The 19,712-nt window shown below is 60.0% G+C and carries 19 protein-coding genes; 12 read left to right on the top strand and 7 right to left on the bottom strand.

The annotated features are described in order from the left end of the window. Positions 1-6: 6 nt before the first annotated feature. The 3 genes from HHJ18_RS01425 to HHJ18_RS01415 form a co-directional block, all read right to left on the bottom strand. A complete protein-coding gene (locus HHJ18_RS01425) occupies positions 7-354 on the bottom strand; it encodes a cupredoxin domain-containing protein (protein WP_296910797.1) in 348 nt (115 codons plus the stop codon). 21 nt (positions 355-375) lie between these two features. Next, positions 376-933: an iron transporter gene (locus HHJ18_RS01420; protein WP_296910795.1), complete on the bottom strand. Its 558-nt coding sequence runs from the start codon at positions 931-933 to the stop codon at positions 376-378. Between the two features lie 319 nt (positions 934-1,252). After that, a complete protein-coding gene (locus tag HHJ18_RS01415; protein ID WP_296910793.1) occupies positions 1,253-2,074 on the bottom strand; it encodes a pyruvate, water dikinase regulatory protein in 822 nt (273 codons plus the stop codon). Positions 2,075-2,261: 187 nt separating this feature from the next. Here HHJ18_RS01415 and ppsA point away from each other — a divergent pair, with 187 nt between their 5' ends. The 10 genes from ppsA (at position 2,262) to dnaB (ending at position 11,319) form a co-directional block, all read left to right on the top strand. After that, positions 2,262-4,688 carry a phosphoenolpyruvate synthase gene (gene ppsA / locus HHJ18_RS01410; protein WP_296910791.1) on the top strand — a complete coding sequence of 809 codons (2,427 nt, stop codon included), beginning with the start codon at positions 2,262-2,264 and terminating at the stop codon, positions 4,686-4,688. A 139-nt stretch (positions 4,689-4,827) separates the two neighbouring features. Beyond that, positions 4,828-5,124: a hypothetical protein gene (locus HHJ18_RS01405; protein WP_296910789.1), complete on the top strand. Its 297-nt coding sequence runs from the start codon at positions 4,828-4,830 to the stop codon at positions 5,122-5,124. Next, positions 5,115-5,741, top strand: coding sequence for a tetratricopeptide repeat protein (locus HHJ18_RS01400; RefSeq protein WP_296910788.1), 627 nt, complete (start codon positions 5,115-5,117; stop codon positions 5,739-5,741). Before HHJ18_RS01405 ends, HHJ18_RS01400 begins: the two co-directional genes overlap by 10 nt. Next, positions 5,728-5,988 carry a DUF4212 domain-containing protein gene (locus HHJ18_RS01395; protein WP_296910787.1) on the top strand — a complete coding sequence of 87 codons (261 nt, stop codon included), beginning with the start codon at positions 5,728-5,730 and terminating at the stop codon, positions 5,986-5,988. The genes HHJ18_RS01400 and HHJ18_RS01395 overlap by 14 nt, the downstream gene beginning before the upstream one ends. A gap of 3 nt (positions 5,989-5,991) precedes the next feature. Then, positions 5,992-8,172 (top strand): sodium:solute symporter family protein, encoded by a 2,181-nt coding sequence (locus HHJ18_RS01390; RefSeq protein ID WP_296910786.1) that lies wholly within the window; start codon positions 5,992-5,994, stop codon positions 8,170-8,172. 69 nt (positions 8,173-8,241) lie between these two features. Then, positions 8,242-8,607, top strand: a complete 366-nt coding sequence (gene rpsF, locus HHJ18_RS01385; RefSeq protein ID WP_296910785.1) for a 30S ribosomal protein S6 — start codon at positions 8,242-8,244, stop codon at positions 8,605-8,607. A 48-nt stretch (positions 8,608-8,655) separates the two neighbouring features. Next, positions 8,656-8,964, top strand: a complete 309-nt coding sequence (gene priB, locus HHJ18_RS01380; protein WP_296910784.1) for a primosomal replication protein N — start codon at positions 8,656-8,658, stop codon at positions 8,962-8,964. 10 nt (positions 8,965-8,974) lie between these two features. Further along, positions 8,975-9,259 carry a 30S ribosomal protein S18 gene (gene rpsR / locus HHJ18_RS01375; RefSeq protein ID WP_011801778.1) on the top strand — a complete coding sequence of 95 codons (285 nt, stop codon included), beginning with the start codon at positions 8,975-8,977 and terminating at the stop codon, positions 9,257-9,259. A gap of 11 nt (positions 9,260-9,270) precedes the next feature. After that, entirely contained in the window at positions 9,271-9,723 is a 453-nt protein-coding gene (gene rplI / locus HHJ18_RS01370; protein ID WP_296910783.1) for a 50S ribosomal protein L9, read from the top strand. 183 nt (positions 9,724-9,906) lie between these two features. Further along, positions 9,907-11,319 (top strand): replicative DNA helicase, encoded by a 1,413-nt coding sequence (dnaB, locus tag HHJ18_RS01365; RefSeq protein ID WP_296910782.1) that lies wholly within the window; start codon positions 9,907-9,909, stop codon positions 11,317-11,319. A gap of 80 nt (positions 11,320-11,399) precedes the next feature. Here dnaB and HHJ18_RS01360 read toward each other — a convergent pair whose 3' ends face one another. Next, entirely contained in the window at positions 11,400-11,996 is a 597-nt protein-coding gene (locus tag HHJ18_RS01360) for a 3'-5' exonuclease (RefSeq protein WP_296911878.1), read from the bottom strand. Positions 11,997-12,101: 105 nt separating this feature from the next. Between HHJ18_RS01360 and HHJ18_RS01355 the strand changes: the two genes are divergently transcribed. Continuing rightward, a complete protein-coding gene (locus tag HHJ18_RS01355; RefSeq protein ID WP_296910781.1) occupies positions 12,102-12,359 on the top strand; it encodes a hypothetical protein in 258 nt (85 codons plus the stop codon). Positions 12,360-12,446: 87 nt separating this feature from the next. On the opposite strand, the gene HHJ18_RS01350 is transcribed toward HHJ18_RS01355, so the two are convergent. After that, positions 12,447-14,555, bottom strand: coding sequence for an NADPH-dependent 2,4-dienoyl-CoA reductase (locus HHJ18_RS01350; protein ID WP_296910780.1), 2,109 nt, complete (start codon positions 14,553-14,555; stop codon positions 12,447-12,449). A gap of 470 nt (positions 14,556-15,025) precedes the next feature. On the opposite strand from HHJ18_RS01350, the gene HHJ18_RS01345 reads away from it, so the two are divergent. Continuing rightward, positions 15,026-17,014, top strand: coding sequence for a PAS domain S-box protein (locus HHJ18_RS01345; RefSeq protein ID WP_296910779.1), 1,989 nt, complete (start codon positions 15,026-15,028; stop codon positions 17,012-17,014). 37 nt (positions 17,015-17,051) lie between these two features. On the opposite strand, the gene HHJ18_RS01340 is transcribed toward HHJ18_RS01345, so the two are convergent. Together HHJ18_RS01340 and HHJ18_RS01335 are read right to left on the bottom strand one after the other, a co-directional pair. Next, entirely contained in the window at positions 17,052-17,555 is a 504-nt protein-coding gene (locus tag HHJ18_RS01340) for a hypothetical protein (RefSeq protein WP_296910778.1), read from the bottom strand. A gap of 47 nt (positions 17,556-17,602) precedes the next feature. Next, positions 17,603-19,630, bottom strand: a complete 2,028-nt coding sequence (locus tag HHJ18_RS01335; RefSeq protein WP_296910777.1) for an ATP-binding cassette domain-containing protein — start codon at positions 19,628-19,630, stop codon at positions 17,603-17,605. Positions 19,631-19,712 lie beyond the last annotated feature (82 nt).

Genomic DNA, 19,712 nt, shown 5'->3' with positions numbered 1-19,712 from the left:
CTTCCTTTATTTGGCCACCATTTGGCCTTGTGCCGTATCGGGATGAAAGTCACCAAAGAACTTGTAGGTGCCGGGTTTAAGCGGCTGAAAAATCAGGAAGCTTGAGGCACCGGGTGCCAGCACCTTTTCCTTGCGCAAATCGACGCTTTCAAACTCTTCCGCCCCCGGTCCTTCGTTCTTGATCAGCAAGCGAAACCTGGTGTTGGCCGGAACCTGCAGCGTTGACGGCACAAAGCGGCCGGCCCGAATCAGCAAATTGACAGACGGCATGTCCTGGGCGCGCACTGGTGCCAGCGCCAGCAACAAAGTCAAGGCCAGCGCAAGCGCGCCAGCGGTATGAAATTTCAGTGGCATGGTGGCCTTCTGCAACAAGGTTTAGTAGCCGCCCTTTTTGCCAATGCCCGCATAGCTGAAGTCGTTCTCGACGGCAAAGGCCTTGAACCAGGGCTTCACCCCGGTGAGCTTGTCAATGTGGCGGCCAAAATGGGCCGGCTTGTTTTCCGTGGGCGGCGAGATGGTGTATTTGACGTGGTACTTTCCGGGGCCAAAGAGCTTGATGTTGTCGCCGTAATGCGGGCCGTCGTTGGCCACCATGGGCATGAACTCACCCGACACTTTTTGGCTGGTGCCAATCTTGGTGATCTCGAACTTCACCACCAGGTAGGGAATCCAGGCTCCCTCCTCAAAGCCATTGGGATTGCCTTTGAGCGCCTTGATGTCAGCCTCGATGTGGATGTCTGACTCTTCAGTCTTGCGCATCATGCCTTCGGGCTCCATGGCAACCGGCTGCAGATAGACCGCGGCAATCTCCATGCCAAATTGTTGCTGCGGCTTGCCGATGGGGTATTCCGCCGCACCGGCAATCAGGGCGTTGGCGAGCAAGCCGAAAGCTGCTGCTTGTTTAATTGGACGGCGGAATTTGTTGGGGAGCATGTCAAGACCTTTTAAATGAGAATAATTGTTGTTTGCAAATGATAACACTTCTCATTTGCAATAAGCGTGCTGCTTTTAGCAGTTGCTCAGGTTCTCACCATGATTGTTTGTGCTGGGCAACAAATATCAGACCGCGACAAACTCCGCTATGTACGCGTTGCGCTATGACCCGATTCAGCCGAGCAAAGCTGCGCCGCCTGCAAGGCGTTCACGCCAGCGCTTTGTCCTTAAATCCAAGGAGAAATAAAGGCGCTAGCCCAATAGATACGGGCGCAGACAGCTATTAAAATGGTAGCAAGTGAAGCCCGCTCAGTCCGGCTTAATACTCCAGCCGCTCCGGCCTGATCTCCTGCAGGATGGTGGTGGCGATTTCTTCGATGGACTTGGTGGTGGTCGATAGCCAGCGTATGCCTTCGCGCCGCATCATGGCTTCGGCTTCATGGATTTCGTTGCGGCAGTTGACCAAGCTGGCGTAGTTGGAGTTGGGTCGGCGCTCGTTGCGGATCTGGGCCAGGCGCTCGGGCCCTATCGTCAGGCCAAAGATTTTCTTGCGGTGCGGCACCAGGGCAGGGGGTAACTGGCGGCGGTCGAAGTCTTCGGGAATCAGCGGGTAGTTGGAGGTTTTGATGCCGTACTGCATCGCCAGATACAGTGAAGTCGGCGTTTTGCCGCTGCGGCTGACGCCCACCAGAATCACATCGGAGTTCTCCAGGTCACGGTTGCTTTGGCCGTCATCGTGCGCCAGCGAGAAATTAATGGCCTCGATCCGGTCGTCATATTCCTTGCTTTTGGAGGCATCCGAAAAGCGCCCGACCCGGTGGTTGGACTTGATGCCGAGTTCACCCTCCAGTGGCGCCACGAACATGCCAAACATATCCAGCAGCATGCCGTTGCAGTGGGTTTTGATGACCGCCAGAATCTCCATGTTGACCAGTGTCGTGAAAACAATCGGTCGTTTGCCTTCCAGTTCGGCCGTGTGGTTGATCTGCCGGATCGCCTGATGCGCCTTGTCTACGCTGTCGATAAAGGGCAGGCGGACGTGGCGCGGCTTGAACTCAAACTGCGCCAGAATGGCGTTGCCGAAGGTCTCGGCGGTAATGCCGGTGCCGTCGGAGATGAAAAACACGGTTCGATTGGACATGGCGGACTGCTTGGCTGGTGTAAAGGTGAAAAAAGTGGTGGTAAGAGCGGCCGGCAACAGGCCCCTACAATCGGTTTGATTATCCAGATTCCCCAGCCATGCCCCGTTTTCGCCCCCAAAAACAACAATCAGGCTGCCAGCCGTGCATGGTTTCGACCCCAGTTTTTAAACCTCCCGGAGTATTTTCATGTCCAACCTGTTTGAGGCGACCGCCTTGGTCGTACCGTTTGAAAACCTGAGAATGACGGATGTCGAGGTCGTCGGCGGCAAGAACGCCAGTCTCGGCGAGATGATCTCGCAATTGCCCACCGGCCCCCAAGGCGTGCGGGTTCCCACCGGATTTGCCACCACGGCGCACGCCTTTCGCGTGTTTCTGGCCCATGCGGGGCTGGACAGCAAAATCAACGCGCTGCTCGATGCGCTAAACACTGACGACGTGCGCGCGCTGGCAGAAACCGGCGCCAAAATTCGGGCGCTGGTCGAGACCCAGCCTTTCCCGCCTGAATTTGAACAAGCCGTGATCCAGAGCTTTGCCGCGCTGAACGCGGGCGATACCCAGACGAACCAGACGAACCAGGCGAGCCAGGCCAGCTTTGCCGTGCGCTCGTCCGCCACCGCCGAAGACCTGCCTGACGCTTCGTTTGCCGGCCAGCAGGAAACTTTTTTAAACGTCGTCGGTATTGAAGACGTGTTGCTCAAGATGAAAGAGGTGTTTGCCTCGCTCTACAACGACCGCGCCATCAGCTACCGCGTGCACCAGGGCTTTGCCCATGCCGACGTGGCCTTGTCGGCGGGCGTGCAGCGCATGGTGCGCAGCGACCTGGGGGCGGCCGGCGTGATGTTCACCATTGACACCGAAAGCGGCTTTGAAGATGTGGTCTTCATCACCTCCAGCTACGGCCTGGGTGAAACCGTGGTGCAGGGCGCCGTCAATCCGGACGAGTTTTACGTGCACAAGCCCATGCTGCGGGCCGGCAAGCGCGCCGTGATTCGCCGCAACCTGGGCTCCAAGCTGCTGCAGATGGAGTTCACCACGGCAGCTGAAAAAAAGGTCAGCGGCAAGCTGGTCAAGACCACCGACGTACCGACCGAATTGCGCAACCGCTACTCGCTGACCGATGCCGATGTCGAGCAGTTGGCCCGCTACGCGCTGATCATTGAAGACCACTACGGCCGCGCCATGGACATCGAGTGGGGCAAGGATGGAGCCGACGGCCAGCTCTACATCCTGCAGGCACGCCCGGAAACCGTGAAGAGCCAGGCCAAGGGCAAGGCCGAGCAGCGTTACAAGCTAAAAGGCACTGGCACCGTGCTGACTGAGGGCCGCGCGATTGGCCAGAAGATTGGCACCGGCCCGGTGCGCATCGTGCGCGACATCAAGGACATGGACCAGGTGCAGCCCGGCGACGTGCTGGTGACCGACATGACCGACCCGAACTGGGAGCCGGTGATGAAACGCGCCAGCGCCATCGTGACGAATCGCGGCGGCCGCACCTGCCACGCCGCCATCATTGCGCGCGAGCTGGGAATTCCGGCGGTGGTGGGCTGCGGTGACGCTACTGAACGCCTGCTGGATGGCATGCTGGTGACGGTCAGTTGCGCCGAAGGCGATACCGGCAGCATTTATGACGGCCTGCTGGAGACCGAGGTTACCGAGGTGCAGCGCGGCGACATGCCGGCCATCGACATCAAGATCACGATGAATATCGGCAATCCGCAACTGGCCTTTGACTTCTGCCAGATTCCCAACCACGGCGTGGGGCTGGCGCGGCTGGAATTCATTATCAACAACAATATTGGCGTGCATCCCAAGGCCATCCTGGACTACCCGAATGTCGATGCTGACCTGAAAAAGGCGGTCGAAAGCGTGGCGCGGGGTCATGCGTCACCGCGGGCTTTTTACGTGGACAAGGTGGCCGAAGGGGTTGCTACCATTGGCGCGGCTTTTTGGCCCAAACCGGTGATTGTTCGCCTGTCCGACTTCAAGTCCAACGAGTACCGCAAGCTGATTGGCGGCTCGCGTTACGAGCCCGAAGAGGAAAATCCAATGCTAGGCTTTCGTGGCGCGGCACGCTATATCAGCAACGATTTTCGCGAGTCTTTTGCCATGGAATGCGAGGCGCTCAGGCGCGTGCGCAACGACATGGGCCTAACCAACGTCGAAGTCATGGTGCCGTTTGTGCGCACGCTGGGCCAGGCCCAGGCCGTGACCGAACTGCTGGCGCAGCAGGGCCTCAAGCGCGGTGAGCAAGGCTTGCGCATCATCATGATGTGCGAAGTGCCCAGCAACGCCATCCTGGCCGATCAGTTCCTGGAGTACTTTGACGGATTCTCCATCGGCTCGAACGACCTGACCCAGCTCACGCTGGGGCTGGACCGTGACTCGGGGCTGGAAATTCTGGCCAAAGACTTTGATGAACGCGATCCGGCCGTGAAAGCGCTGCTCAGCCTGGCTATTTCGGCCTGCAAGCGCCAGGGCAAATATGTCGGTATTTGCGGTCAGGGCCCAAGCGACCATCCAGACTTTGCGCTGTGGCTCAAAGAGCAGGGGATAGGTTCGATGTCGCTCAACCCGGATACCGTGATCGATGCCTGGAAGCGCCTCGCCAGCTGATGGCCTGACCCGTCAACCAAGGGAAACCCCCCGGTTGACCGGGCGCCTGTCCGGCAAGCGCCCGGCTGACAATCGAAGGCATGCCGCCGATTGACCAACCCTTTGCTACCTAGCTGCCGATTGCTGCTCGCCAAACTTCATGCTTGCCGTTGCCACCACTGTCAAACTGCTGGCTGAAATCGCCTTGCTTGCCTTATTGGGCCAGTGGGTGATTGGCTTGCTGTCGGGCCAGGCGCGAGAGCGCAATCCGTTTTATCGCGTGCTTCAACTGATCGCCCGGCCCTGGGTGAAGGCAGCGCGCTGGATCTCGCCGGCCTTCGTGCTTGATCGCCACCTGCCGCTGGTGGCTTTTGCGGTGTTGCTGCTGATTTGGGGTGGGGCGGCCATCCTAAAGGTCAGCACCTGCCTGCAGATTGGCATTGCGCTGTGCAAATAAAGCCTGCGTTGCAGTATCTGTTCCTGAAGATTCAGGCCGTGCTTTTGCTGGGAGCCGGCAACTGCGCAGGCGCACTGCCGAGGTTTGAGCGGATGTTGCTATTGCGACCGGCGGACCGTTACGCGCTCGCCAGCCGGGCGCATCTGCTGGCCCAACTGAACAATTTTGCAGAAGCAATCTCCAGCCTGCAGCAGCTCACCCGCATTGGGGGCTCGGCGCCGCAAGAGGCGGCGGCCTGGTTTAACCTGGGCTTTGTTTTGCAGCAGACCGGGCGCCACGATGACGCCGGGCCGGCGTTTCAACGGGCGCTGGAACGCGACCCTTGCATGGACCGGGCCTGGTACGGCCTGGCGCTGGTGCTGATTCATCAGGCTCAATTCCTTGACGCCGTGAAGGCGCTCAAAAGGAACACCGCTCTGCAACCCCTAAGCCCTTATGGCTGGTATCGGCTGGCGCAGGTCCGGCTGGCATTGGGGCAGCCTGACAAAGCCCTAAGGGTGATTGCCCATCTGCGCCAGTTCGAGCCCAGGGTAGCGGCGCAACTCGAGCGCGAAACTGGGCTAAGCCCGGAAGTCGGCGTGGCCGGCATGGCTGGGGTGGGCGATGCGACTCACTAACATGCACCGCCGTTACTGGCACAAAAACCTCTCGGTAACGGCGCTGCTGTTGCTGATCTGGTTTGTCGTCACCTTCGTCGTCAGCTACTTTGCACGTGCGCTGAATTTCACCTTTTTCGGCTGGCCTTTCAGCTTCTGGATGGGCGCGCAAGGCGCCTTGCTGGTGTATTGCCTGATCATCGGCTTTTACGCCTGGTATATGAACCGTCTTGACATCGAGCACGACGTTGCTGACGGAGACGACTGAACCATGGCCGGGTTTTTCGGTTCGCGCGACGGCGTCAAGCTCTCCAAGCAGCAGTTCAAGTCCCAGCTTGACCGCGTCTACCGTTGGTATACGGTTGGTTTTGTGCTTTTTGTCGCGCTGCTCGCTGGCCTTGAGCAAATGGGGCTGCCGCGTCTGTGGATAGGCTTTACCTTTCTGATGGCCACTATTGGCCTTTACGCAGGCATAGGGGTCATGAGCCGTACCACCGACGCCGCCGAATATTACGTGGCGGGCCGCCGTGTCCCGGCAATTTACAACGGGATGGCGACCGGTGCCGACTGGATGTCGGCGGCTTCGTTTATCGGCCTGGCGGGAACGCTTTACCTGACCGGCTACAGCGGACTGGCCTTCATCATGGGCTGGACCGGCGGTTATTGCCTGGTCGCCCTGGTGCTGGCGCCTTACCTGCGCAAGTTTGGCCAGTTCACCATTCCTGATTTTCTGGGCGAGCGCTATGGCGGACATTTGCCCCGGCTGATCGGCCTGTCTGCCGCCATCCTGTGCTCGTTCACTTACCTGGTGGCGCAGATCTATGGCGTCGGCCTGATCACCTCTTACCTCACGGGGATCGCCTTCGAACTTGGCATTTTCCTGGGCCTGGGCGGCATCCTGGTGTGTTCATTCCTGGGCGGCATGCGTGCCGTGACCTGGACCCAGGTGGCCCAGTACATTATTTTGGTGGTCGCCTACATGATCCCGGTGGTCTGGCTGTCGGTCAAACAGACCGGCATTCCGCTGCCGCAACTGGTCTACGGATTTCAGCTTGAAAAGGTCAGCGCCAAGGAAAAAGAGCTGGCCATAGATCCGAAGGAGTTGCAGGTGCGCGACATCTTCAGGCAGCGCTCCGAGGCCTTCACCGAAAAGCTCAAGCACCCGGCAACTTCACTGGCCGCCGACAAACAGGCTGCCAGCAAAAGGGTGGAGATGCTGAAGGCGCGCAACGCGTCGGTGACAGAAATTTCTGCTGCGGGCAAGACCCTGGCCGCCTTGCCCAGAGACGAAGCCGCCGCCCGGAGGGCCTGGACTGCCGCCAGAGCCGCCGCCGACATTAAAACCCAGCCGCTCAATGGCATGCCGGCCCATGCGGCACAGTTTTCCGGTGACCCCGACGGCACGCCCAAGGAAAAGGAGCTTTACGACACCTCGCGGCGCAATTTTCTGGCGCTGATTTTTTGCCTCATGGTGGGCACCGCGGCCCTGCCGCACATCTTGATGCGCTACTACACCGTCCCTACGGTGCGCGAGGCGCGCCAATCGGTCACCTGGTCGCTGTTTTTCATCTTTTTGCTGTACTTCACCGCGCCTGCGCTGGCCGTGCTGGTGAAGTATGAAATCTTCACGGTGCTGGTGGGCACGCCGTTTGACCATCTGCCGGCATGGGTGCACGCCTGGAGCAAGATCGATCCGGCGCTGCTGTCGGTGGTTGATGTCAACAAGGACAACCTCCTGCAGCTCAACGAAATGACGATAGGCGGCGACATCATTGTGCTGCTGACGCCCGAGCTCGCTGGCCTGCCTTACGTCATTTCCGGGCTGGTGGCTGCGGGTGGGCTGGCGGCCGCGCTATCCACCGCTGATGGTTTGCTGCTGACCATTGCCAACGCGCTGGGCCATGACCTGTATTACAAGATGATTGACCCTAACGCCTCGACAGTAAGCCGGGTCACGGTGTCCAAAATCCTGCTGCTGGTGGTCGCCTTGCTGGCAGCTTATGTGGCGGCCCAAAAGCCGGCCGACATCCTGTTTTTGGTCTCGGCGGCTTTTTCCTTTGCGGCGGCCTCGTTTTTTCCGGCGCTCAGCCTGGGCATTTTCTGGAAGCGCGCCACCGGCAGCGGGGCGGTTCTGGGCATGGTGTCTGGCTTGGGCGTCACCACGTATTACATGTTCACCACCCAGCCCTGGCTACGCGCAACTTTCGGCATCACCTCGCCAATCGAGCTATGGTGGGGCATTGAGCCGATTTCCGCCGGCCTTTTTGGCGTACCGGTCGGCTTTGCGGTGATTTTTCTGGTGAGCCTGGTCACGCCGCCGCCCAGCCCGAAAGCGCAGGAGTTGGTCGAGTACATCCGCTACCCGGACCTGAAAGTTTATGACCGGAGTTTTGCCACGCCGGCGTCGCGCCAGGATGACGCGTTCAGGCATCAAAGCGGCGACGGGCTATAATCATGGGCTTCGCCTTGCTGCACCCTTAACGACGCTGGGGCAGCTTTCATTTATCCACAAGGAGAATTTATGCGTCATTACGAGATCGTCTTGCTGATCCACCCGGATCAAAGCGAGCAAGTCCCAGCCATGCTGGAACGTTACAAAGGCATGATCACCGCCGGCGGTGGCGTTGTGCACCGTGTTGAAGATTGGGGTCGTCGCCAGCTGGTGTACCTGATCCAGAAACTCGGCAAAGCCCACTACCTGTGCATCAACATCGAAGCCAGTCAAGCCGTGATGGAAGAAATTGAACACGCGTTCAAGTTCAACGATGCCGTGCTGCGCCACCTGACCGTGGTCAAGAAAAAGGCTGAAACCGGCCCGTCCCTCATGATGCGCAACGTCGAGAGGGAAGAAGCCCGTAAAACCCAACAGCAGGAGTATGCGGCTTAATTGCCACCATGCTTTTGAACGCTTCGCTGCCGTGCCCATGAGCTTGCAGTGAACCACGTTGAACTGACCGCCTGTATCGCCGAGCTCAGCGCTCTTCGCTACACGCCCGCTGGAATTCCCGCTGCCAATTTCGTTCTCGAACACGAGTCTGAAATGCTTGAAGCAGGGGTGACCAGACAGGTCAAGTTAACGCTCAAGGCAGTTGCTTTCGGATCGCTGGCTGAACAAGCCATCAAGCTTCCCTTAAGCAAGCCTTTCAGGTTCACCGGTTTTCTCATCAATGCACGCACCAGCAAAGGCGTTGTTTTTCATATTCAAGCTTTCGAAATTTTCGAACAAGTACTGAACCCCATTTAAGGAGTCCATCATGGCCGGACCAAAACGTTTCAATAAAGACAAGCGCCCCAAGCGCAACACCCAATCCCTGCTGTTCAAGCGCAAGCGCTTTTGCCGCTTCACAGCCGCTGGCGTTGAAGAAATCGACTACAAAGACATCGACACCCTGCGTGACTTTGTCTCTGAAAACGGAAAAATCATCCCGGCGCGCCTGACCGGCACGCGCGCAATTTTCCAGCGCCAGATCAACACCGCCGTCAAGCGCGCTCGCTTCCTCGCGATGCTGCCTTACAGCGACCAGCACCGCAGCCTGTAAGGAGTACGACCATGCAAATTATTCTGCTCGACAAAGTCGTTAACCTCGGCAACCTGGGCGAAGTCGTCAAAGTCAAAGACGGCTACGCACGCAACTTCCTGATCCCTTCGGGCCGCGCCCGTCGCGCCACGGCAGTGGCCATCAAGGAATTCGAAGTCAAACGCGCTGAACTTGAAAAAGCCGCCGCCGCCAAGCTTGCCGAAATGCAAGCCCAGGGCGAAAAGCTTGGCGGTACCACCGTCAAGCTGACGCAAAAAGCCGGTGTTGACGGCCGCCTGTTTGGCTCTGTCACCAACCATGACATTGCGCAAGAAGTGAGTAAACAGGGCTTTGTGGTTTCCAAATCGCAGATTCGCCTGCCTAACGGTCCGTTGAAAACCGTCGGCGATCACGCTGTGAGCGTGGCGCTGCACACCGACGTGACCGCCGAGATCACCGTCACCGTCTACGGCGAAACTGCCTAAGCAGCCACCGCGCTGTCCCGAAAAAGCCGCTCTTCGGAGCGGCTTTTTTCTTGGGTCTTTAGGTTTGCCGCTTGTACACATTCTCAGGCTGCATTCCCACCTGATTTCCCCCGCTTATCCACAAGCTTGTCCACCTGCTGCTCCCCTGACGGGCTTACTATTTAGCACTGCTCTAGGAAACCCATGTCTGCCGTACTTTCCAACTTCGACGATCCGCGCTACAGCGCTGACCGCCAGATCGCCCAACTGCGCATTCCGCCGCACTCGATTGAAGGTGAATCCAGCGTGTTGGGCGGCCTGCTGCTTGACAACAGCGCCTGGGACCGCGTTGCCGACTTGCTGAGCGACCAGGACTTCTACCGACGCGAGCACCAGCTGATTTATGCCGCTGCCGAAGCGCTGATCAACGCCTCCAAGCCGGCCGACATCATCACGGTGTACGAGTACCTGCAAAACCTCGGCAAGGCCGACGAAGTGGGGGGGCTGAGCTACCTCAACGCGCTGGCCCAGTACGTGCCCAGCGCCGCCAACATTCGCCGCTACGCCGAAATCGTTCGCGAGCGCTCCATCTTGCGCAAGCTGGTCAAGGCCAGCGACGAAATTGCCACCGACGCCTTCAGCCCGCAGGGCAAGGCGGTCGCCACCATTCTTGACGAAGCCGAGCAGAAGATTTTCAACATCGGCGAGCAGGGCTCGCGCATGCAGCAGGGCTTCCAGAGCATGGACACGCTGGTCGTGCAGTTGCTCGATCGCGTCACCGAGATGTCGGAAAACCCCAACGACATCACCGGCGTGCCGACCGGCTTTTACGACCTCGACCGCATGACCTCCGGCTTTCAGGCCGGCGATCTGGTGATTCTGGCGGCACGACCTTCGATGGGTAAAACCGCGCTGGCCATCAACATCGCCGAGCATGTGGCCTTGAACGAAGGTCTGCCGGTGGCCGTGTTTTCGATGGAGATGGGCGCCTCCCAGCTGGCCGTGCGTATCGTCGGCTCGATCGGCCGCATTGACCAGACCCATCTGCGCACCGGCAAGCTCACCGACGAAGAGTGGCCGCGCCTGACCGAAGCCATCGAAAAGCTGCGCAACATCTCGCTGCACATCGACGAATCCGCCGGCCTGACGGTCAGCGAGCTGCGCGCCAATGCCAGGCGGCTGGCGCGCCAGTGCGGCAAGCTCGGCCTGATCGTGGTCGACTACCTGCAGCTCATGAGTGTGTCGACCAGCATGAACGACGAAAACCGCGCCACCGCCGTCGGCGAGATCTCTCGCGGCCTCAAATCGCTGGCCAAAGAACTGCAGTGCCCGGTGGTCGCCCTGTCGCAGCTCAGCCGCGGCGTCGAGTCCCGCACCGACAAGCGCCCCATGATGAGCGACCTGCGCGAATCCGGCGCCATCGAGCAGGACGCCGACATCATCATGTTCATCTACCGCGACGAGTACTACACCAAGGAAGCCTGCAAGGAGCCCGGCGTCGCCGAGGTCATCATCAGCAAGCAGCGCAACGGCCCGACCGGCACGGTGAAGCTGGCGTTTATCAACCGCATTACCAAGTTTGAGAGTCTGGCGAGCGGCTCTAGCGGGGATTATTAAGGCCGGGCTTTCATTGCAGCGCTAAGCCGCAATACGACTGATCCAGGTCGATACAGCCCGGCAGGTTGTGCCCCACGTCCTTAGCCCAGACCCAGCGCCTCAAACACCCGCAGCGCCGCATACGCATCATTGGCCGCATAAATGAGCTGCGCCTCGGTCAGCCGCGCATTGGCCCAGTTTGATGTGGTGGCTTTTCTGGACTTGATGAAGCGTTGGTTGAATAGCACCGCCACCGCCCCGCGCACGCCCATGTCCTTGCGGTAGCCGCGCTCCCTGAACACGGTGTTCAGGTCGAGCACGCCTCGCGGATCAACGCCGAGCTTGCTGATGATGCGCCGGCGGTCGTCGCCCAAGCCAAAGCCGGCCTTGATGATGGCGGGCGCCTCCAGCAGTTGCGCCACGGCGCGCCGGCAGTCGGCGTCTTCGAGCTGAAAGATCCAGGCCCTGCCCAGCGTGGAGAGCTGCACGATGTGCGGCCCGTCAGAGGCCTCGTTTTTGGCAAAGGTGGGTTTGCTCTCCGTGTCAAACCCCAGCGCCGTCACGCCGCCCAGTCCATGCAGCGCCTCGGCCGCTTGCTGCGCGTTGGCCACCAGCTGGATCTGGTTCAGCCCCAGCCGGTCAAAAGGCTCCAGCAGCGCGATTTGGTCTTTGTCGGGGGTTAAGTGGCGCTCGGTCATAGCTTTCATGCGAGAGGGGCAGGATAAAAAAAGGGGCCTCAGGCTGAGAGCCCAGGCTAGAGCTTACAGTCACAGGCTTGCGCATTACTTCGGACAGCAGCCAACATGGCCTCATCTCAAATCATTACCAACCAGCAGTACAAGCTTTTCCCGTCGCCGCGCAACCGGCACCGCACGATTTTTTTGTGTCGGGTCTTCGTGCCCCACCCCTACATGCTGATTGACATGGAAAGCTACCGCCTCAAAGGCAAGTACAGCCTGTTTGGCGCCTGCCGGTTGGCCGACAACAAAATGGGACAGCTGGTCACGCTGGAGCTGCCAGAAGACGAACTGAAGTTCAAGGCCAATTTTGTACCAGATTAACGAATAAAAAAGGCCTCTAGCCCATATAGAACGGGCGTAAGCAGCTATTAATCTGATAGTAAATTAAACTGGCCTATCTGCTTTTGGCTAGATGGCCGCCGCCAGCCGCGTGCCCTGGTCAATCGCGCGCTTGGCGTCCAATTCGGTCGCTTCGTCGGCACCGCCTATCAGATGCGTTTTGACGCCCGCCGCGCGCAGCGGCTCCAGCAACTCGCGCATGGGCTCCTGGCCGGCGCACAGCACGATGTTGTCCACGCTCAGCAGCGTGCCGTTTTGGCGCTTGTCGCCAAAGGTGATGAACAGGCCCAGGCTTGAGGCTTCCCCGCTCGCATCTTCACCGATGCGTTCATAGTTCACACCCGACAGCATCTCAACGTTTTTCATCTTCAGCGCGGCGCGGTGAATCCAGCCGGTGGTTTTGCCGAGGTTGGCGCCCAGCTTGCCGGGCTTGCGCTGCAGTAGCGTCACCTGGCGCGCAGGCGAGGTGATGTGGGGCTTGACGACGCCGCCACGCACTGTGCCAGGGTCGGCCACGCCCCATTCGGCCAGCCAAGCCGGCAGGTCGAGTGTGCTGGAGTGGCCGGGCTGCGTGACGAGGAACACGGCCACATCAAACCCGATGCCGCCCGCGCCTATCAGCGCCACGCGCTGGCCGACCGGCTGGCGGCCCAGCAGCACGTCGATGTAGCTCAGCACCTTGGGATGCTCCTGGCCGGGGATGCGTGGATTGCGCGGCGTCACGCCGGTGGCCAGAATGATCTCGTCAAATTTCTGAGCCAACAGCTCGGCGGTTTGCACGCGCGTGTTCAGTCGCAGCGTGACGCCGCTGCGGGCGATGCGCTGGCCGAAGTAGCGCAGGGTTTCCTCAAACTCTTCCTTGCCAGGCACGCGTTTGGCCAGGTTGAACTGTCCGCCGATCTGCCCGGCCGCATCGTACAGCGTCACGCGGTGGCCGCGCTCGGCCAGTGTGGTGGCGGCTGCCAGCCCGGCCGGGCCTGCGCCAATCACGGCGACGCGTTTTTTGGCCGGTGTTATGCGGATGAGCAGTTTGGTTTCATGCACGGCGCGCGGGTTGACCAGGCAGCTGGCCAGCTTGCCTTTGAAGGCATGGTCCAGACAGGCCTGGTTGCAGGCAATGCAGGTGTTGATTTCCTGGCTGCGGTTCTGCGCGGCCTTGTTGACAAACTCGGGGTCGGCCAGGAAAGGGCGCGCCATGCTGACCATGTCGGCACAGCCATCGGCCAATACCTGCTCGGCCACCTCGGGCATGTTGATCCGGTTGCTGGTGATCAGCGGAATAGTCAGCCCGGCGGCACGCAACTCGGTGCGCAGCTTTTGCGTGACCCAGGTGAAGGCGCCGCGCGGCACCGAGGTGGCAATCGTCGGCACGCGCGCTTCGTGCCAGCCGATGCCGCTGTTGATCAGCGTGGCGCCCGCCGCCGCTACGGCCTTGGCGAGCAGTACAACTTCTTCCCAGCTGCTGCCATCCGGGATCAGGTCGATCATCGAGAGCCGGTAAATCAAGATGAAGTCTAGCCCCACCGCTTCGCGCGTGCGCCGCACGATCTCGACGGCCAGGCGCATGCGGTTGGCATAGCTGCCGCCCCAGTCGTCGCCGCGCTGGTTGGTGCGGGTGACCAAAAACTGGTTGATGAAATAACCTTCGCTGCCCATGATTTCGACGCCGTCATACCCCGCATCGCGCGCCAGCGAGGCGCAGCGGATGAAGGCGCGGATTTGCCGCTCGATACCGCCCGCGCTCAACTCACGCGGCTTGAACGGCGAGATCGGGCTCTGGATGCGCGAGGGCGCCACGCACAGCGGGTGGTAGCCGTAGCGGCCGGTGTGCAAAATTTGCAGCGCAATCTTGCCGCCTTCGGCATGCACCGCATCGGTCACCTGTTTATGACGCCGCGCCGCGCCAGCGCTGGCCAGCATGCCGGCAAAGGGCTTGGTCCAGCCGGCGATGTTGGGGGCAAAGCCGCCGGTGACCATCAACCCGACCCCGCCGCGCGCGCGTTCGGCAAAGTAGGCCGCCATGGCTGGGAAATGCTTGCGCCCGTCTTCCAGGCCGGTGTGCATGCTGCCCATCAGCACGCGGTTTTTCAGCGTGGTAAAGCCCAGGTCCAGCGGGGCCAGCAGGTGAGGGTAGGGCGATGCGCCAGAAGTGGTGCTAGCGGCGGTGTGGGTGGCCATGTGCAGGTCCTGGAGTCAAACTGCCTGCATGGTAGTCGCAAGCCTTCGCATCCAACAGCGGCCGGTTGCTCTGCGGGACAGTGTGTACTGGCCCGTGAAGCCGCCTCGCAGCGGGTTTGCCTGAGTCGGTTTGCTATGAATTAAATAGCTGCTTGCGCCCGTCAGATATGGGCTTCAGGCATTTTCTATGGATTTTATGGGCGCTGCTCACCGCAGCAGAGCCCAACTTGGCGCAAGGCTTCCCTATCAAGTCGTGGGTAGTTCCTACCCTCCCAAGAGCGCTGATTCGCAGCACTGTTGACGTGCTGCCCGGTTGATGGCGGACGTCAACGATCACTCAGCTGAATCTTTGTTTCGTCCAGGGGGCCTACAAATAGCAAAATATCTCGCAATTACCGGCTTATTGCGCCGGTTGCGGGGTATTCATTGAATTGGGTGTTCAGGTTTCAGCGCCCGCAGACAATGTGTGCATGATCAAGCCGATAAATCTTTCAGACGCGGGACTGGATATCGCTGGCCGCCCGCTCTCGGAGGAGGCTCAGCGCAGCAACGAAGCGCAATTTCGCCGACTCACAGAGGCCATGCCCCACATCGTCTGGATGATGCTGCCGGATGGACGGCACATCTACTTCAATCAACAATGGTCGGCCTATACGGGTCTGGCACTAGAGGAGAGCCTGGGTCACAACGCGGCCCGCCTGATTCATCCCGATGACAGCCTGCGCGCTGCCCAGCTCTGGGAAAAAGCATCCGGAAGTGGCGAGGTCTATGAGATTGAATGTCGGCTGCGTCGGGCGGACGGCGTCTATCGCTGGATGCTGGGCCGCGCGCTCCCGTTGTGTGATTCGTCGGGCCAAAGGACTCAATGGCTGGGTACTTACACCGATATTGACGACCTGAAACAGGCCACCGGGCTGCTGGAGCAAGACCACGCCATGATCCGCATCGCCGGCAGGGTTGCGCGCCTTGGAGGCTGGACCATCGATCTGCCGGATCGCACGCTGACATGGTCCGATGAAAACTGCCTTATTCACGACGTAGCGCCAGGCTATAAACCAACGTTGGAAGAGGGAATTGGCTTCTTTCTTCCAGAGCATAGGGCGACGGTGATCGCCTATGTGGAGGCTTGTGCGCAGCAAGGTATTCCCTACGAATTTGAGTTGCCGAAAGTCACGGCCACGGGGCGGCGAATCTGGGTGAGTTCGACCGGGGAGGCCGTTCGTGATGCCGCAGGACAAATAGTCCGCATTCAAGGTGCGTTTCAGGACATCACCTTGAGGCGCTCGGAACAGGCGCAATTGCGACTGCTGGAAACGGCAGTCTCCAGATTGAATGACATTGTGATCATCACGGATGCCGCGCCATCTGACGAGCCGGGTCCGCGAATCGTTTTTGTGAACGATGCTTTCGAGCGGTACACCGGCTACGGCCGGGACGACGCCATCGGGAATAACCCACGGCTTTTGTTGGGGCCCAAATCCCCGGGCCGTGAGTTGGACCGAATTCGTGCAGCCATGAAAAAGTGGCAACCCGTGCGCTCGGAGATTGTCAGCTACACAAAGACCGGCAAGGAGCTCTGGCTGGAAATCGATATCGCGCCCATCGCCGACGAATCGGGCAGATACACGCACTGGGTGGCCGTCGGGCGCGACATCACAGAGCGCAGGCGACAACAGGAAGAAATTCTCTGCCTTAATTGCGAACTCGAACAACGGGTGCAATTGCGTACCGCCCAGTTGAAGTCCGCCATGACGGAACTGGAGGCCTTTTCATATTCCGTGGCGCACGATCTGCGCTCTCCGCTCAATACTATCGACGGCTTCAGCGCCTTGCTGCAAAAGGCGCTTCCTTTAGATGCGGGGGAGCGGGCTCAGCACTATTTGGCCAGGATACGAAACGCGGTAAGACGCATGGACGAACTCACGGATGGACTGCTTTCGCTGGCCCATTTGTCGCGCACCAGCCTGACCTGGTCTGCGGTTGACATGACTGCCGAGGCCACCACGGTGGTCCAGCAATGCATGGAGAAGGACACTGCGCGGGTGGTGCAGGTGACAGTCGAGCCAGACCTGCTGGTGCGGGCGGACCCTTCGCTGCTGCGACTGGTGCTGGAGAACCTCATCGCGAATGCCTGGAAGTTCACCTCGAAAAAACCCTGCGCTGAAATTTTGGTAGGCCGGGAGACTGGCGCCGACCATCAGCCCGTGTATTTCGTCAGGGACAACGGTGCAGGATTTGACATGGCCTATGCGGACAAACTGTTCGGTACGTTCCAGCGACTGCATTCGCCGGAAGAGTTTTCCGGCAGTGGTATTGGCCTGGCCACGGTCAAGCGCATCATCAGCCGGCACGGTGGACAGATATGGGCCTCTTCAGCGGTTGACCAAGGCAGCACGTTTTACTTCACGCTGGGAAGCGACCAGGCCAGTGCCGAGCCAGGCGCAAGCCGCCAGGACTAATTCCATTTCAAATTTGATAGGAGATTAGGCGCGACGCTCAGGGGGTATAGCCCAGCAGGGGGAGTTCCAGCTGCGCCTGCCTGGCCACCCGGATGCAGTCCTTCATGTGCTCTTCGCCAAAGTAGCGAATCGCCGCATAGCCCACGGCGGCGGCCACGATCTGGCCGGCGAAGGGCACGTACTTGGCGAGCTGCTTGCTGGTCAGGCGCATGCCAATTTTGGTGGCGGCCTTCAGGACCAGATCGCGACTGATGAGCTTGCCTATCAGCACCGAACCGACCATGGTCACGGCCTTTTGAACCTGTTCACGTTTGCTCGGGTCCAGCTGGTCAAGCTGCTGCGGCGTCAGGCCAAACTCTTTGTTGATTTCGGGAATCAGCTTGGACAGCAGGGCCGCGTCAACCGCCCAGTCCAGGCCCGGAACCGGCACCGCGCTGGCAACGGCGGCCACCATGGCGCGCTTGTTGAGCAGCTTGCGGCTGCGTTTGACGGCGGCTTCCAGCGCCGCATCGTCCGCGGCCATGTGCAGGGCGGTGGGCATGAATCAAGAGCCTTTCAGGTGGGTGACAAGTTGACGAAAAAATCCTGCTAGACCGTAGCAACCTCAATTTGCTCGGTCAACGCCAGCCAGCGTTCTTCCAGCGTACCCAGTTCGTTTTCAATGGCCTTCAGCCGTTTGCCGGTCTGGACAATTTCCGCGGCGACGCTGGTGCTGGTCAGCAAGGTTTGCAAACTGGCTTGCTCGGTGCCGAGCGACTGCATCTTCTGGTCTATCTTTTCCAGCTCCTTGCGCAGCGGCTTGGTGGCATCCGACTGCTGCTGGCGCCGCTGGGCTTCCTCTTTCTTGCTGGAATTTTTATGCGTATCCGAATTGCTTTTAGTATTCGATGCGTTGGCTGCAACTTCACTGGCAGCTACGTTTTTAGTAGCAACGGGCGCAGCGGCGCTGCTGTTGGTTTTCTTGGCTTCCTCGCGCAGGCGCTTGGCCTCGTCGAGCAAATAGCGCTGGTAGTCGTCCAGATCGCCGTCAAACGGTTCGACGCCGCCGCGTGACACCATCCAGAACTCGTCGCAAACCGCGCGCAGCAAGGCGCGGTCGTGGCTGACCAGCATCACGGTGCCTTCAAATTCATTGAGCGCCATCGACAGCGCCTCACGCGTGGCCAGATCAAGGTGGTTGGTCGGCTCATCAAGCAGCAGCAAATTGGGGCGCTGCCAGACGATCATGCACAGCACCAGCCGGGCTTTTTCGCCGCCGCTCATGGAGCCGACGGCCTGCTTGACCATGTCGCCGCCAAAATTGAAGTTGCCCAGAAAACTGCGCAAGTCCTGCTCGCGCGTAGGCTGATTGCCCATCTTGCCGGCGGCGCTGACTTCCTTGACGAGCCGGATCATGTGCTCCAGCGGGTTGTCGCCCAGGCGCAGCACGTCGAGTTCCTGCTGGGCAAAGTAGCCGATGTTCAGGCCCTTGCCTTCGGTCATGTCGCCGCTGATCGGTGCCAGGGCGCGCGCCACGGTTTTCACCAGCGTCGACTTGCCCTGGCCATTGGCGCCCAGAATGCCGATGCGCTGGCCGGCCAGCACCGATTTGCTGACGTTTTGCACGATCACAGTGGGCGGCGTGCCTTCGGGCGCGTCTTCAGGGGCGGGGTAGCCGAAGTAAGCGTTTTGCATCGACAGCATCGGGTTGGGCAGATTCGCCGGTTCCTTGAACTCGAAGGTGAAATCGGCTTCGGCCAGCAGCGGCGCGATTTTCTCCATTCGGTCTAGTGCCTTGACGCGGCTTTGCGCCTGCTTGGCCTTGCTCGCCTTGGCTTTGAAGCGGGCAATGAATTTTTGCAGGTGGGCAATCTTGTCCTGCTGCTTGTTAAAAGCGCCTTGCTGCAGCGCCATCTGCTCGGCGCGCAGGTCTTCAAACTTGCTGTAGTTGCCGCCGTAACGCGTCAGCTTGGCGCTTTCGATGTGCACGGTCACGTCGGTCACCGCGTCCAGGAATTCGCGGTCATGGCTGATCACCAGCATGGTGCCCTGGTAGCGCTTGAGCCAGGCTTCAAGCCAGACCAGCGCGTCCAGGTCCAGGTGATTGGTCGGCTCGTCCAGCAGCAGCAGGTCGGACGGGCACATCAGCGCGCGCGCCAATTGCAGGCGCATGCGCCAGCCGCCGGAAAAGCTGTTGACCGGGTTGTCGAGTTCGTTGATCTTGAAGCCCAGGCCGAGGATCAGTGCCTGCGCGCGCGCCTGCGCGTCATGCGCGCCGGAGTCGTACAGGTCCATGTAGGCGTGCGCCATGCGGTCGCCGTCGCCGCTGGCTTCGGCTGCCTCGACCTCGGTCTGCGCGGCCAGCAGCACCACGTCGCCTTCGATGACATAACTGGTGGCGCTTTGCTCGGTCTCGGGCATGTCCTGCGCGACCTGCGCCATTTTCCATTGCGCGGGAATGTAGTATTCGCCGCCGTCTTCGTGCAGCGTGCCGTTGAGCATGGCAAACAGCGAGGATTTGCCAGCGCCGTTCCGCCCCACCAGGCCGATTTTTTCGCCCGGGTTGAGGGTGACAGACGCGCTGTCGAGAATTACTTTGGAGCCGCGACGCAGCACCACATTTTTAAGGGTAATCATTTAAACAAACAGACTCAAAGACTCAAGAGGATTAAACGGGGAGCACCTGACGCCGCACCTTCAGGGCGGCTGCCAAAATTCA

Origin of the sequence: Polaromonas sp., assembly GCF_012927455.1 — a bacterium.
Taxonomy (GTDB): Bacteria; Pseudomonadota; Gammaproteobacteria; order Burkholderiales; family Burkholderiaceae_C; genus Polaromonas.
Note: the sequence above shows the minus strand (reverse complement) of the source record. Positions and strands in the feature narration are given on the sequence as shown.